Origin of the sequence: Collimonas rhizosphaerae, from assembly GCF_038896935.1 — a bacterium.
Classification (GTDB): domain Bacteria; phylum Pseudomonadota; class Gammaproteobacteria; order Burkholderiales; family Burkholderiaceae_D; genus Collimonas; species Collimonas rhizosphaerae.
On sequence record NZ_JBANDC010000001.1, the window covers coordinates 34,996 to 48,408 of the forward strand.

General features: G+C 56.5%; 10 protein-coding genes. 9 read left to right on the top strand and 1 reads right to left on the bottom strand.

Annotated elements, in window-relative coordinates:
- The first annotated feature begins 42 nt into the window (after positions 1-42).
- The 4 genes from V8G57_RS00190 (at position 43) to V8G57_RS00205 (ending at position 1,859) form a co-directional block, all read left to right on the top strand.
- Positions 43-639 (top strand): MotA/TolQ/ExbB proton channel family protein, encoded by a 597-nt coding sequence (locus V8G57_RS00190; protein ID WP_342827703.1) that lies wholly within the window; start codon positions 43-45, stop codon positions 637-639.
- Positions 640-675: 36 nt separating this feature from the next.
- Entirely contained in the window at positions 676-909 is a 234-nt protein-coding gene (locus V8G57_RS00195) for a hypothetical protein (RefSeq protein WP_342827704.1), read from the top strand.
- An 84-nt stretch (positions 910-993) separates the two neighbouring features.
- Positions 994-1,584 carry an RNA polymerase sigma factor gene (locus V8G57_RS00200; protein ID WP_342827705.1) on the top strand — a complete coding sequence of 197 codons (591 nt, stop codon included), beginning with the start codon at positions 994-996 and terminating at the stop codon, positions 1,582-1,584.
- Complete coding sequence (locus V8G57_RS00205; protein ID WP_342827706.1) at positions 1,581-1,859, top strand: anti-sigma factor family protein; 279 nt, start codon at positions 1,581-1,583, stop codon at positions 1,857-1,859. Before V8G57_RS00200 ends, V8G57_RS00205 begins: the two co-directional genes overlap by 4 nt.
- Positions 1,860-1,964: 105 nt before the next feature.
- On the opposite strand, the gene V8G57_RS00210 is transcribed toward V8G57_RS00205, so the two are convergent.
- Complete coding sequence (locus tag V8G57_RS00210; RefSeq protein WP_342827707.1) at positions 1,965-2,216, bottom strand: hypothetical protein; 252 nt, start codon at positions 2,214-2,216, stop codon at positions 1,965-1,967.
- Positions 2,217-2,773: 557 nt separating this feature from the next.
- Between V8G57_RS00210 and V8G57_RS00215 the strand changes: the two genes are divergently transcribed.
- The 5 genes from V8G57_RS00215 to V8G57_RS00235 all read left to right on the top strand — a co-directional run bounded on the left by V8G57_RS00215 (position 2,774) and on the right by V8G57_RS00235 (position 13,393).
- Positions 2,774-7,180 carry a coiled-coil domain-containing protein gene (locus tag V8G57_RS00215; RefSeq protein ID WP_342827708.1) on the top strand — a complete coding sequence of 1,469 codons (4,407 nt, stop codon included), beginning with the start codon at positions 2,774-2,776 and terminating at the stop codon, positions 7,178-7,180.
- 204 nt (positions 7,181-7,384) lie between these two features.
- Complete coding sequence (locus tag V8G57_RS00220) at positions 7,385-12,103, top strand: hypothetical protein (protein WP_342827709.1); 4,719 nt, start codon at positions 7,385-7,387, stop codon at positions 12,101-12,103.
- Positions 12,104-12,285: 182 nt separating this feature from the next.
- Positions 12,286-12,528, top strand: coding sequence for a hypothetical protein (locus tag V8G57_RS00225; RefSeq protein ID WP_139220089.1), 243 nt, complete (start codon positions 12,286-12,288; stop codon positions 12,526-12,528).
- Positions 12,518-12,724 (top strand): hypothetical protein, encoded by a 207-nt coding sequence (locus V8G57_RS00230; protein WP_342827710.1) that lies wholly within the window; start codon positions 12,518-12,520, stop codon positions 12,722-12,724. The genes V8G57_RS00225 and V8G57_RS00230 overlap by 11 nt, the downstream gene beginning before the upstream one ends.
- A gap of 216 nt (positions 12,725-12,940) precedes the next feature.
- Positions 12,941-13,393 carry a lytic transglycosylase domain-containing protein gene (locus V8G57_RS00235; protein ID WP_342828045.1) on the top strand — a complete coding sequence of 151 codons (453 nt, stop codon included), beginning with the start codon at positions 12,941-12,943 and terminating at the stop codon, positions 13,391-13,393.
- The last annotated feature ends 20 nt before the right edge of the window (positions 13,394-13,413 follow it).

The window sequence follows — 13,413 nt, forward strand, 5'->3', positions numbered from 1 at the left end:
CGCCGCACCCAATGCGGCATATCATCTCGACCAGGTACCCATATGAACTACATTGAACTATTTCATAATCTGACGTTTTATGCGATGTACGGAGCCGCTGCGCTTGCCGTATTCGTCATCATTGAACGGCAAATTTTTTACATGACCGGCAGACGCGACGCCAGCGCCATCCTGCGTCTTATGGCCGGCACTGCCAACGATGCAACGCGGATCCCGGCTGCGTTTCTGGAGCGTAAATCGACTCCTGTGCAGCTGCTGCGTGAAGCACTGCAGTCGCGCGACGCGAAGCTTGCCCCAGCGCGTGTGGAAGATCTTTCGGAAGCCATTTATCTGTCCAGCAGATCGCGTGTAATCGCCCGCTTATGGATATTGGATACGATTGTGACTGCAGCGCCGCTGCTGGGACTGGTCGGCACTATCCTCGGGATCATCGATACGTTTGCGGTGTTGGCTTCATCCGGCATTTCGGATCCATCCGGCGTATCCAAGGGGATCGGTACTGCGCTTTACGCGACCGCCTTGGGGATATCGATAGCGCTGTTCGGATTGCTTTTTTATAATTTCCTGCGCGAATGCTCGGACCGCTTGAACGATCAACTGAAAGAACTGTTGTTGAGAATTACCGATCCTTCGCATTGAAATCCGGCGTTCATTGCCACCAGTCTGCACTTGGGGATGTCGCTCGTAGCGGGCGACACGGTGCAGCGTTTTTACCAAAATAAAAATCAAATCAATGACGGTAAGAGCGACAAAACTGCCGTCAGTTCCGGCGCCGAACTTTTCCTTCGATCATCCGCCATTAAGAAGTTCGCCAACATGGGCCCGGTCGCCCATGCAGTTGGTCGCAGCCGGCGTCCCGGACTGATCGTAGCCATTTATCGGATCGCTGATGTCGGATCGCTGATCTGATCTTACCAAAGGGCCGAAACATTCTTTGAGAGAGCCGGGTTTTTTTCTCATATCCGTAATCCAGTCTAACTACATTCGATGGCCATGACACTAATCTCTAATAATTTGACGCGCCAGCCGGAGCAAGCAGATAATGACGACGTTGGCTCCCTTCGCTGCATCGCTGCCGGGGACCGGCAATCCCTATCGGCCCTGTACCTGAAGTATCACCGCAGGTTAAGTCGTTTCCTCGGGCGGGTGACATATTGTGAAGAGGCGATTGAGGAGGCCATTAACGACACATTCCTGGTCGTCTGGCAAAAAGCCCGTGAATTTCGCGGGGAGGCGCTAGTGTCGACCTGGATCATGGGAATCGCTTACCGCACTGCGCTCAAGTCGTTGCGCGGGACGAGGCAGGCCCTGTGGGAAAATTCAGCGCCAGGCGGCGATTTGTCGGTCACCTGTCCTTTCGACGACCACGAAGTGCTCGACTGGGTCGCCAAAGGGCTGGTACTGTTGCCGATCGATCAGCGGCTGACGTTGGAGCTGGCGTACTGGATGGGGTACTCGCTGGAAGAAATCGCCGAGATCATGGAGTGTCCCGTCAGCACAATAAAAGCAAGGATGTTTCGCGCTCGCGTCACGCTGCGCGGCACCTTGCCAAAACTGGGAGGTCTTTTGGAGAAGAAACATTGAGCGATTCGACCGATGTCAATGCTTGTCACGGGAAAGTGCTGGAGCTATTGCCTTGGGTAATCAACGGACGCGCATCCGCTGAGGAGCGCAGCATGGTCGAAATGCATTTGCGAGAGTGCGAAGATTGCCGGACAGAATACCAATTTCAGCGTGCGCTGTTCACGAAAATGCGTAATGGCCGGGTTCCGGAGCCTGACGCAGCACGGGGCCTTGAACGTCTGTGGGAGCGGATCGACCAGGCTGCACGCGATGCTGTTCCGGGACTTCCGAGGTAATGCTCTCGAATAGCCGCGTTCGCATTCGCGAAAACTTATGAAATGAGTTCTAAACAAGTTTTAAATAAGCCCCGTGCAAAACAAGGCGATGCACGGGGCATTCCTTCAATGACGAACAATGTCGATCAGTTCCAGGTTGGGTTCCCTGACGCCTAAATGACGCAGCATCGTCAGTTCGTCGCAGGTCAGCGGCCCGATCTGGAAATACGGTCCGCCGTGCAGATGGACGCCGCTCAATTTGGTATGAATCGCGCAGTCGTTGATCGGGATTTCGATCGCGCCGGCGCCGGGCTTGGATACCTTCAAAATATCGCCCGACAGCGTCGCGAAAAGAGCATTGATGTGATTTGCGTGCATGATTATCCTCTGGTTACGTTATGTCTCGGTTGCCAAGCCAACCTGGCTATCGCTCCAGGATTTCGGAGAGCTTTCCGGCTTTCCAACAACCTCGCACGGCAGATATTCACTCCGTTTTCTTCCCGCGGCCTCAATTCTGCCGAATCTTTATTGCGGGATACGAAGCCTTCCCATGTCAATCTCCTTGCCCGGTTTGGGCTTAACAATCGCAACTAACTGGGGTCAGAGTGAACTTTCTGCGCGCCTTTTGCAGAAACTTCACTCTGACCCCACTTAGCGGGCCACGGAGTACCTGCCTCATCGTCAAAAAAAACCGCGTAGTGCGGCCTGTCTTTCTCCGAATCCGTCATGTGAGGTTAGAGTCAAGTTTCGCGAAGAAGCACTGCGAGAGTTGACTCTGACCCCAGATGACTCTTTCAGCGCATGCCAATTGCTTCGCGCGCTGAGCATATTTTTCGCTCATCAGAAGATAGGTCGACTACACGAAGGTATGTTTTCCAGAAGGAGTTGGAGAGGAGCGCTGCGCGGGCTCATGAGTTTCATACATCGGAGGGGGGATGCCTGGATTCACTTTTATTACACGGAAATCAATATCCACAACGGCCGAATCTCCCGCCTCGCCGGATAAAGCAGCGAGCGAGAGAAACTCCAGCACCAGGAGAAAATCATCGGATTCTTTCTTCGCGCCGCTAAAAAGCATCCGTAGCGGTTATCGTGCGGGGGTCAAGACAATCATGGAGCGGCCGGTTGGCGTTGGCGGCCCTTTACCTGGCACCTCTGTGGCATTCGAACGCCCGTCCAGAACTCACCTTAATAAGAAATCCGAGCAAACTTCTTCACCTGTACCTCAGGATATTCCAAGCAAGTTTGATGACATTGCCCAGCAAGCGAAGTCCTTGCAGAAACGCCTGGCGCAACCATCCCGCAGTCTGTCGGATAGGCCAGGTGGCCCGACTACCGCCTGGGAAAAACTGGTCGAATGCTTCCCTGTACTCCAGCCGCATGCAGTGCCGAAAATGCAGACGCTCCAGGCAAAGCCCCTGAAGCAATCCAAATCGTCAAATGTGTTGACGACTGCGGAAGCCGAATCCATCAAAACCCGTTTAGTCCAGAACTTGCAGGGACTTGGGCAGGAATACCAAGAGGCACGCCAGGATTGGCAAACGCTGGCAAATGAGCATCAGCAATTGACGGCGCAGCGTGAAGCGCTCGAAGAGAAGATTGCCATGCTGACTCCTTTGAGTGAAAAAGCAGGGCAGGACATAGACAACATCCAGAACCGGGTATCGGCCGCGCAGCATGCGCCAAGCTTTTCCCCGCAACGGCTGGAGGCGGTAAGCCTGAGACATGAAGCCGAGCGCCTGGAAGCGCAGCTTCAGCAATGCCGATTGCAACAATCATCCCACAGCAGACGCTTGGCGCCGTTGCTGCAGAGAGAGCAAATTGCAGCAGGCGCAAGCTTGCAAGCTGAAAAAAGAATGCTGCATGCAGCCTCGCGCCTGCATGCACTGGTGACGCCGAGTGAAGTAAATGACATAGCCGGAGCCGTGCTGGCGTCAGACATCGCTGTCAAGCACCTGGACTTTACCCAGGCGGAGCTGAGCAGGCTAAGCGATATTTCTCAGGAACTTCTTAGGCAATGCGAGACGGACAAGGCCAGCCTGGAACCCGCGCTTGGAGCGCTGGTAGAGGCTCATCAGCAGATATGTGAAAACCTGCAATTGGTGCAAACCGAATGTACCGTGCAACAGCATACCCACGCCTCCCTCAAGAACGACCTAAGCTTGGTGGTTGGACACAAAAACGCTTTGCAACAACGTTTGACGGCCATTGCGGGGCAGCCTGAGGCGAATGCCGAGGTCAATGTCGATGAGCTGAGTTCTATCCAGGCCGAGTGCACCCATTTCGGGCAGCTGGAAGAGACCCTTAACGGCTTGATTGCAGAAATCGGAGCGCTTGCCACCTCCGCGGAAGAGCGTGTTGAGCACATGGTTGGCGAGGCTGAACGGGTTCTTGGACAACTGGATGTGGTGATGCGCGGCCTTCACACTGCACAGACTGGCATCCAGGGGGCTGACAAAGCACAGGAAGCGCTGGCGTCAGCTAAGGCTGTTGTTGGGGAACGGCTTGGCGTCACGACCACCGAGAACCAGAAAATCCATGCAATATCGGATGATCTGAGCGCAGAGTCAGTCGTCACAATGCTGCTGCATCCGCCAGGCTTCGGAGCCTCGGAATCGCTTCGGGCTTTAAGCCGGGAGTTGAATAGCGCAACGAATGCGATGCCGACGAATCCGGCAGCCGACGCGCTGCCGAAGACGGATATTGCCGAAAGCCTTTCGTATGCCTTGGCGATAGTGAGCGGCGGTGACGCCCAACGCGCCACCGTGCTGTTGCGGGAATTGAGGGCACGCCCGACCTTGTCCATGGTCATGCGAGAAGATAGCGCAGGAGCGTCCAGTTCATCGTCGGGGCAAACCCCGGCCGACATCAAGGCCTTATTCCACCTGATGGCCGCCATGCCGCGCGGGATCGAAGTATTGCAATCGCTAGGCAATAACGCTGGTGAAGTCCTTGCCAGCAAACAGCTGGTTGCGTTGCGGGTGTATTGGCAATCCGACATGGCAATCTCCCAGTCAAAATCGGCGCCGGTCAAGGCGTGGCTGAACGACGCCAAACTGGTAGCTGCGGAAAGATTGCAGCTGGATCCCGGCGCCGACCTGGACCAGCATTTGTCTGAGCGGTTCGGCGAGCGCCAGCTAGGCGCTTACAATGCAGTTCGAAACGGCTACGTCACCAATGAGCCTGGCTCGCCTTACGGTGCTCGCGACAAGGAGTTGCGCAAAGTCGGCGAAGAATGGATGCAACGCAGGCTGGGCCGCTATGGCGAAGGCTTGTTGCGGGGACTCGCCCCGTCCCGCGCAAAAACACCGTTTACATCTCACGCTCTGGCAAACACGGCAGCAATGGGCGAGCGTTTCGGCATCACGACTCATGCGAGCAAGGTCGCCGCGGCGATCTCGGCGGCAGCTTCGTCATTAGGCGAAACTGCCAAAGGCTTGCCGATGAGCGCTCTCAACAGCGATGAACAGATGCATTGTCTGGCGGTGACGGTTTTGTGCGATCACATAAGGGAAAACTTCACCGAGCTGCGCGCGTTGACGCCGGCGGATTTCGACGCGATCAGAAAGCGCTTCAATCAAGCGCTGCCGACACCCGCCGCCGGCGCAAGCGCGAAGAAGCAAGCTCTACCTGAACCATTCGAGGAATATGCCGCCGAAGCCAATGCCATGGCACGCAGCAGCAGATCCTTTCCCTTGGGCCGTAAAGCCAATATCGGAGTGAGCGCGGAGTCTGTCTTGCGCGATGTGTCAGAGCAAATTCTGCAAAGGCATGCCGAGCACTTGAGCCCGCAACAGATTGATTCCATCGTTGTCGGACTTGGTTTGGACACATCAGAGGTTCAGGATAATTTCCGCCTCTCACATATTTCGCGTTACGGTCAAGGCCAGAAATTGCGCCTCGACGATAACCAGGACCTGGTCGAGTTTTACAGGCCGATGTTCGCGGAATGGGGGCTGCGCAATAAATTAAAGACATCGAACGGCGGGGCGCTGGGACTAGGCCTGCCTTTTCTGCCTTATATATCGCCCAATATTGTCGGCCCTATGCTAACCGCCGGCTATTCTGAGAAACAGGAAGCGTTTGTTCAATTCTTCCAGCCTATTCTTGGATTCGAGATGATGGTGGGGGAGAGCAAGAGCAAAACCACGGAAGGCAGCGTGGGTGTTACAGTCGGCAAGACGCATGGCAAGCACCTCTACGGCGGGGGAACGGCGACGATTCCCGCGACTCACGAGCGTATGAAGATGAATGGCACTGTTGTACGTTTTCTGCGTGCGCGGGGACAGGATGAGGTGCAGCGCCGGAATATGCTGAAGGCATGGGAATCCACTGTGTTGTGGAAGGACCTGAAACCCACGAATAGCGACGCAGGCGACACAGGTTTCTCTGGGCCGATGGAGGCCATCCTTTCCCGGCTGCCTGACGCGGTAGTTACCGGATTTGAAGCAGGATCTGTCGCTACCCAGGTAGAGGCCAGAGGAAGTGCCGGACTCCGGCTGCAAACCAAACCGGACAGCCGTAAGGCTGAATTTGGCCTGGGCGCGATATTGACCGGCAAGGCGAAAGCACAAAGGGCGTTTGAATACCGGACGGAAGACAAGGCAGCGGTATATGTGGTGTCCGACAAGTCAAGCACAGGCAAGCAAACCGCCGCGGCTTCACTGGACGTGCAGTTGCCGCTACCGCGCAATGCAAGAGCCCTTCCCCTATCGCACGATAAGCACGATAAGGACGGCACATTGGGTGGCGGCAGCGTACCCATTGATTTTTCGTTTGAAAGGGAGTTTGCCCAGCACCTGCAGAAACATGGATTGTCGCCGTTCCGCATCAATGACAAGCAGGATGGCGACCTCGATCGGCACTACTTCGGCGCCAAGGAAATGCTGGCCGAAATTTCTGCAAACCGTGACCAGTGGTGCGCTCGTGCCTTGGAGACGATGCCGGAAGTGAGTGGAACCAAGGACACGCCGGAGAATCGTGCCGAGGCCCAGCGGCTGCTCGCCCAGTTTGAAAAGGATATCGTGGCCTTGGAAAAAGAGGGAAAGTATTGCCAGTTCAACGTCAATTACTCAATGCGGCCGCAGGCATCTGCACGCATCGATGGCGCTCGGCTGGTCGGCGGACTGGCTGAAACTCTTGGCGATGCGAGCCGGGTGAATGAAAAGGTAAAACTGGCTGACGCCGTCTTGCAGCAACCGGCCACGTGGCGCCCGCTAATGCTGATCGTCCGGGAAAAGGGCAAGGAGGCAACAAATATTGGCCTCAACTATGGATTGCGAGTGCAAAGTGTCGCTACGGTTGATGGACAACGCACTGCCGCTCAATTTCCTTTAGCGTAGTTGAATTCGTCGTCCATCGTCCATGGCGCAGCGCTCAGCGCCCGGACGGAGCGGACAAGACGCTCACCGGCAGCATGTAGTTTCGCTGACAGATAACTGCCTTCGTTGCGATCATCGTGCGTGCGCGGCGCGTAAAGCTAGAGTTCCTCAATCCGATTAACTATGTCTGGGGTCGTGACCAAAAGCCACGTCTTCACTTTACTCATGACCATCGATCCCATCCGTTCCCCAGCGCCTTTGCTTGTCGAAGCTACTACCCCCAGCCATGCCGATGCGCAATCCGGGAGCGGGGCCAGCAGGAGCCGTGAGCGTTCATCCGAATCAGCGGCGAGCGCAACCGGTTTGCCGCCCAGCTATCTCCAGCGAGGTGTTACGGCAATCTCTTCCTTTGCGCCGCGCAACCACCTGAGGGCGCTTTCCAACGGCGGCTGGAACGCAGTCGCGCAGGGTGGCCAGACGCTTGACGCCGCTTACCATGCGATCGCCAATTTCGCCGGCGCCATCTTCACCAGGTCTGCTGCCGCTCCTGCTACGGCTGCCGCTGTCCTGGATGTAGCGCCGACCGCACTGGATCAGGAGAAAAACGATCACGGCGTCACGCAGACCCAGTTTGATCAATTCATGCGCAAGCATCAGGCGGTGTTCTCGCCATCGGCCTCTGCCGGACGGGATTTGCGCAGTCTCAATGACGCCGCCGGCGTGCTGATGATTCCGGCAAGGGATGGCAGGTTCACCGTGATGGAAAGGCTGAAAGTGGTGGCTGACACTGTGCGCGTCAGCAATACCGGGACCGAGCGGCGTTTATTCGTAGTGGGCTATGGCGGCCGGCCTGTGAAACTGGAAGAGCTGGATCTCGCGCTGGAAGAAATCAACGCAGCGCCGGGCGCCGCGGTCAAGGACAAGGGAAAAGCAAAGGCTGCGGCCACTGAAATGGAAACACCCTTGCGCAGCGCAATCATGGTTTTGTCCGAGCGTTCGCCGCTGTCGGCTCGCAGGGACGCCAAGGAATCCGACGGCAAGTTCATGCTGCTGCCGCCGAATCCTTCGCCGCTGCCGCGCAGAAGCACCTGGGCCAATGCCGAGCATGCCATGCCGCACGGCGTCGGGACGCGCGATGGGGACGGGTTTTTCCCCATCTATATGGACCACAACAAGATTGAAAACCATTTGCTGATCTTCAAGAAAGAAATGCAGGTAATACCCGGCAAGAACGAAGCAGGCCATCCGACTTCGGTCAATATGGATGGCGCGGTGCTGGCCGACATCCAAGGTATCAAAAGCATCGAAGTGATGGGGCCGGCCGGGCAGGAAATGGGTGTCAAGGGCGCCAAGCTGCGCAGCTGGGCCGATCTGGAACGCGGCCCCGCGCCGCGCGCGGATGTCACGCTGCATATCACCACCGAAGATGAGGCCGTGCATCGGCTTGTGCTTGGCGACAACGGCATTAAGATGTCGCTCATCAACCCGCAGCCGGCGCTGTCAGGCCATGCCTCCGGCAGGGCGTTTGGCGCGGATGAGACGGTTCATGCACGAGTCGATGTCGACGTCTATTCGTATCAAGGCCGCGATACCGGCAAGACCGGCAGCAAGGATGGTTTTCCCGATTCGGAATTGATCCTGTCGACCGGCGACAAGCTCAAGGCCGGGCCTTTGCTGAAAGGCCCTCCTGCCGCCGCATTGGCGTCTGCCGCGGGCGGCATCAGGCGGTTTACCGGCGACACCGTCGCCGACGCTGCGACCTCTGCCACCGAGGTGCTGGCGGGACATGGGCAATCGTTGGCCAAGTTGATGCTAGGAGCGGCAACCATGGCGCCGACGCTGGCCGGCGGCAGGGGAGCAGTCACTTATACCTTGAACCTGGCGACCAAATCCTTTGTCACCGCCGCCGTCGTGGTCGGGCTCAACGATGCGCTGAAATTCTACAAGCACGCGCCGAACGGCGCCATCGCAGGCGGTTCGCACGGTTTCAGCGCGGCTGGCGGACAAAGCGTCAGCCCCGAAGTGTTGTTTTGTGCGATCACGTCGATGGTGGTGGTGCAGGAAGCGTTAACCCATGTTTTCTCTTTCGTCGGCAAATTTGTTCCGGCGCAAACCAAGGACCGCGAAACCAAGGCCTCCGTCCTGCTGAATGATTTGCTGGTGCCTGCCATTCCAGAGTTCACCCGCCTGGTCAGCAATCTCTTGGTGCAGAAGGGCTTCGGCTTCAACCGCGGCAGCAAGGCAGACGTCGCCGGACTGCTGGCCGCCTCGCTGGTCAATGCCGGTATAGACCAGCTATGGAAAAATCGTATCGGCGAAGAGGAAAACCATCCGGCCGCACACAGTGCACGGGCGATTGTGCGCTTCTTCAACGACGTGACGTTCCGTTCTTTGGGCAATACTTACAATTCGACGAAATTCAATCCGGATACGGTTGTTGCCGACTATCGCGAAGCTATCGTGACGCGCCTGGCAACCCGCAGCCTGGACAAGCTGGTGTTGCCCATCGTGGCGACGGTGCTCAATGGCTTGGGCATCGTGGGACGCAATGCCGGCGCTTATGACGGCCAGATTGAGCGTGAACGCGGTTTCAACAATGCCATTTCAGTGCTGCTTGGCTTTGCCAACGACGTCGCCGCCATCGGCGACCGGATGGGAGCCCATTTTGGCGATATCAAGAAGATTCGCGACGCTGTTTTTTCCGTTACCGACAGCCTGGAACAGGTCAAGCAGTGGAGCAATCGCATCATGCTCAAGCCAAAAGGACGGATAGACGGCGAAATCATGGCGGTGCAGGACGCCATCGCGTTTCACCAGATGGCGCCGGAGCAGCAACAGGAGTACCTGGGGCAGCTGGAACAGACGATGACGGAGATGGTCGCCAACCTGACCGCGCAGGGAGCTTCCAGCAGCAGCCAGCCAGGACCCGGCAATATGCCAACGGCGCAACCGGTGCAAAACAATCGAAGTCAATTGCCGCCGAAGTCGGCAGCCTACATGGCCAGGCTGGACCAGGACCACACGCTGTACATGCAACAGGCAACCAAGGATACGCCGGGTTACAGCGCCTATCCGGTTAACGTCAGTTTCGACGGCAAGGCGCATCCGGCGGGCGCCACTGCAGCGCCGTTCGGCCTGAGCGACTCGGCAAAGATTCCCAAGACGCTCACCACCTGGAGCTGGAACGCGCAAGCCTATGCGCTGCCGACTCACGAAGCGATGTTGAAAGGCCCAGGACTTGATTCCATGCGCATGTCCAAGCCGGACTTGTCCCGCGAGCTGCAGAAAAACATCATGCAGGCGGTACGCGACTACACCATCGAGTCACAATATTTTCATTATCCGCTGCGCTGGGAAAACACCGGGCAGGCCAAGCATCAGCCGGTAGTGCCGGGCATCGACTTTGTCTACAACATCATGAACAAGCCGGGCAATACCGAGGGGCCGTCAGAGAGCCATCGCATGGGCGGGGAAGAGCATTTCGACCCGATCGAGGCGATCCATATCAATCTGGGCGCATTGCATTCAAAGAAATTTCCCGCCATCGTGCAGCGTGCCGTGGTGACCGAAGCTCCCTACGTAGAACGTAAAACCGCAGATACCCCTGATTGGCATGTTGCGACCGGCGACGTCGCCACGCTGACCGAAATATTGTCGGCCTCGATGTCGAGCCGGCTGGCAGCGGCATTCGGGCAAGCGCTTGGTTTTGGCGCTGCGCCAAAAGCACAAAATCAACGCCTGGTGATGCGCCAGCAAACGGCCCTGAATATTTCCGCCGAATCCGATCTGGGACAAGCCGAAGTGATTGTCTTGCCAGGCGCCCTGTACAGCATCCGGCATGTCGACAAATCGCCGCCCAAACCACAACTCCAGCCTGGCGAACCGGAGGACCTGAAAAAAGACATCGGCCAGGTGGTGTACATGGACAGTATCGATACCGGGAAACTGGAAAAAAAATACTGCGATTTTCTTGAGGGAAAATTAACCGAAGCCGATGATGGCGCCTCAATGGTTCATCCCGAATCCGGGCATTTCCACACTTACGACGCCCAAAGCAGGCAGGCCATCTATGTCGCACCGACCAAGAATTATTTTCTTGGCAAACCTCTCGAAACTTCTTCACCGAGCACCCAGCATGCACGCTGGCGCCATCCATATACATCGGATTTCTCGCCGCGCACCACCAAGGACGCGATCCATGCCGCGATCTTGCGCGGCGATCCCATCGTGGCGCATCTGGATGACGCCACCAAGAATATCCACCATGAGCATTTCCGTCTGCTGAACGGCTACTACGAAACGCCAACCGGCGTCCGTGAAGCGGAGCAAAAGGCTGCCGTCCGCAAACAGGCAGCCGATATTTCCGCGGCCTTTCCCGATCATTCCGACCAGGCCCTGACGGCCGTCGACGGCATGCCAGGCGAATTGCTTGCCTGGACCGCCGCCAGCATGTTGCGCAAGCCGATCAGCATGGTCAGGATCAAGGACGGGGCCGGACATGAAATCGACATGGAGAGCCGGATCGACATAAACAAGACTTACGACAAAGTGTCGCTGCATGCAGAGCCGGCCGTAATGATAGGTGTCGGGGACGACGGGTTTTACGCGATTCGCAACCAGGACGGCAAGCATACGGCGCTTAAAATGAATGTCAGCGGGGAGGGACACAGCGCCGGCAATCTATTGCATGTGTTTCACCGTGCCGCCTATGCCGACGACCGCCAATACAAGTTGGCGACCAAGGCAGACGGCAGCAGCCACCTGTCGGCCGGCAAGGCGGAGAAAAACACGGTTGACCAGTTGTTGGGCAAACTCAAGGGTTTTGCGCAAACCTCTTCCTACATGGTGTGGGAACAAGCCTTGGTGGATAAATTCACTGCACTAGGCGGCAATCCCGCTGCGCCGGCGGACGATATGACAGCGCGAGGAAAGCAAAAAGCATGATGCGGCCATGTGCATGTGTGTGTGCAAGTTCGGGTTTTTTCTCCTTAAGAGAAATGTCGAATATCCAGGCAGCGCCGGGCGGCATTTTCAATTTCGTTTTGCAATCCCTGCATTCGTGCTTGCATGCCGGTCGCGGCGCCGATCTGCGATCGTTGAGTTCCTTCTAACTCTTGGAGATTTAAATGGGCCACCATTCCGTAAATAATCATTCGTCACCTACCACGCACGCACCTGACACTACGCACAAACCTGACGAAACGAACAATTCCAAAAAAAATAAAAAAAAGGATGATTCCAATACCCAGAATCAGGACCAGCTGAATGCTTTGATAGTTAACTTCGCTATCTCTATCATGCAGAAATCGATAGCGCAAGCGAAAGAAGTCAATGCGGATCTTAAGGCCGAGGATCCAGATGCGTTTTGACCGGATCCATTTGAGACCGTATCGCCAGGTTGAATTTACTTCGATCTTCGGCGATATGACGCGCTTCGAATCAGAGCAGCCGAAAGTCCGTAGCGGCGATGACCGCATGCTGCTGATTGAGCATGGCCATCGGCTGATAAACAGGCTGAATGATCGGCTGAGAAGTAAAAACGTCGATGGCAAGTTCGCCATCTGAGTTGGACCGGCAGGTGACCGGGCGCGATCGCGATCGCGTCAATCTTTGGAATCCGCACATCGACCGTGTCGTGATGCCGAAGAACGTGTCACCTGTTTTTTATGTCTCCATTTCAGTTTTCATCGAAGTACATGACAGCGTAGATCAATAGTGAAAACAAAAAAAAATTGTGCTGCTTGCCGCATCGGCTGGATCGTCTTGTCCGGTCTGGCGTCGATGCTGCTGCCGACTGACGTCGCGCGCGCTGATTGTTTCGACGACGCGGCGCTTTACCAAAACGTGAATCCGACCATACTGCGGGCAATTGCCTGGCAAGAATCCCATAACAGAGCCGATGCGATTCATGTCAACGCGAACGGCTCTACCGACTATGGCGTCATGCAGATCAACTCGGTTCATCTTGCCGAACTCGCCAAGTACGGCGTTCACAGGAAGACCTTGCTGCAACCTTGCCAGAATGTTTACATCGCGGCCTGGCATCTGCGACGGATGGTAAGCAAATACGGCAACAGCTGGAAGGCGGTCGGCGCCTATCATTCGGAGACGCTGCCGGAACGTGACGCATATGCGCAGCGTATCCAGCGCATCGTCGCCGCCTGGGGCAAAATCCCGCCAGCTGCCGGGGATCAACGCCGTGCAGCCGCTCAAAAATTAAACGTGAAACCGTAGTTCAAAAAGAGGCAAGGAGA

What these genes read in the sequence shown, in the direction of transcription:
- V8G57_RS00195 (WP_342827704.1), top strand. Translation starts at nt 676, where the DNA reads ATGTCGCTCGTAGCGGGCGACACGGTGCAGCGTTTTTACCAAAATAAA.
- V8G57_RS00210 (WP_342827707.1), bottom strand. Translation starts at nt 2,216, where the DNA reads ATGCACGCAAATCACATCAATGCTCTTTTCGCGACGCTGTCGGGCGAT.
- V8G57_RS00230 (WP_342827710.1), top strand. Translation starts at nt 12,518, where the DNA reads ATGCGTTTTGACCGGATCCATTTGAGACCGTATCGCCAGGTTGAATTT.
- V8G57_RS00220 (WP_342827709.1), top strand. Translation starts at nt 7,385, where the DNA reads ATGACCATCGATCCCATCCGTTCCCCAGCGCCTTTGCTTGTCGAAGCT.
- V8G57_RS00235 (WP_342828045.1), top strand. Translation starts at nt 12,941, where the DNA reads ATGCTGCTGCCGACTGACGTCGCGCGCGCTGATTGTTTCGACGACGCG.
- V8G57_RS00225 (WP_139220089.1), top strand. Translation starts at nt 12,286, where the DNA reads ATGGGCCACCATTCCGTAAATAATCATTCGTCACCTACCACGCACGCA.
- V8G57_RS00190 (WP_342827703.1), top strand. Translation starts at nt 43, where the DNA reads ATGAACTACATTGAACTATTTCATAATCTGACGTTTTATGCGATGTAC.
- V8G57_RS00200 (WP_342827705.1), top strand. Translation starts at nt 994, where the DNA reads ATGACACTAATCTCTAATAATTTGACGCGCCAGCCGGAGCAAGCAGAT.
- V8G57_RS00215 (WP_342827708.1), top strand. Translation starts at nt 2,774, where the DNA reads ATGCCTGGATTCACTTTTATTACACGGAAATCAATATCCACAACGGCC.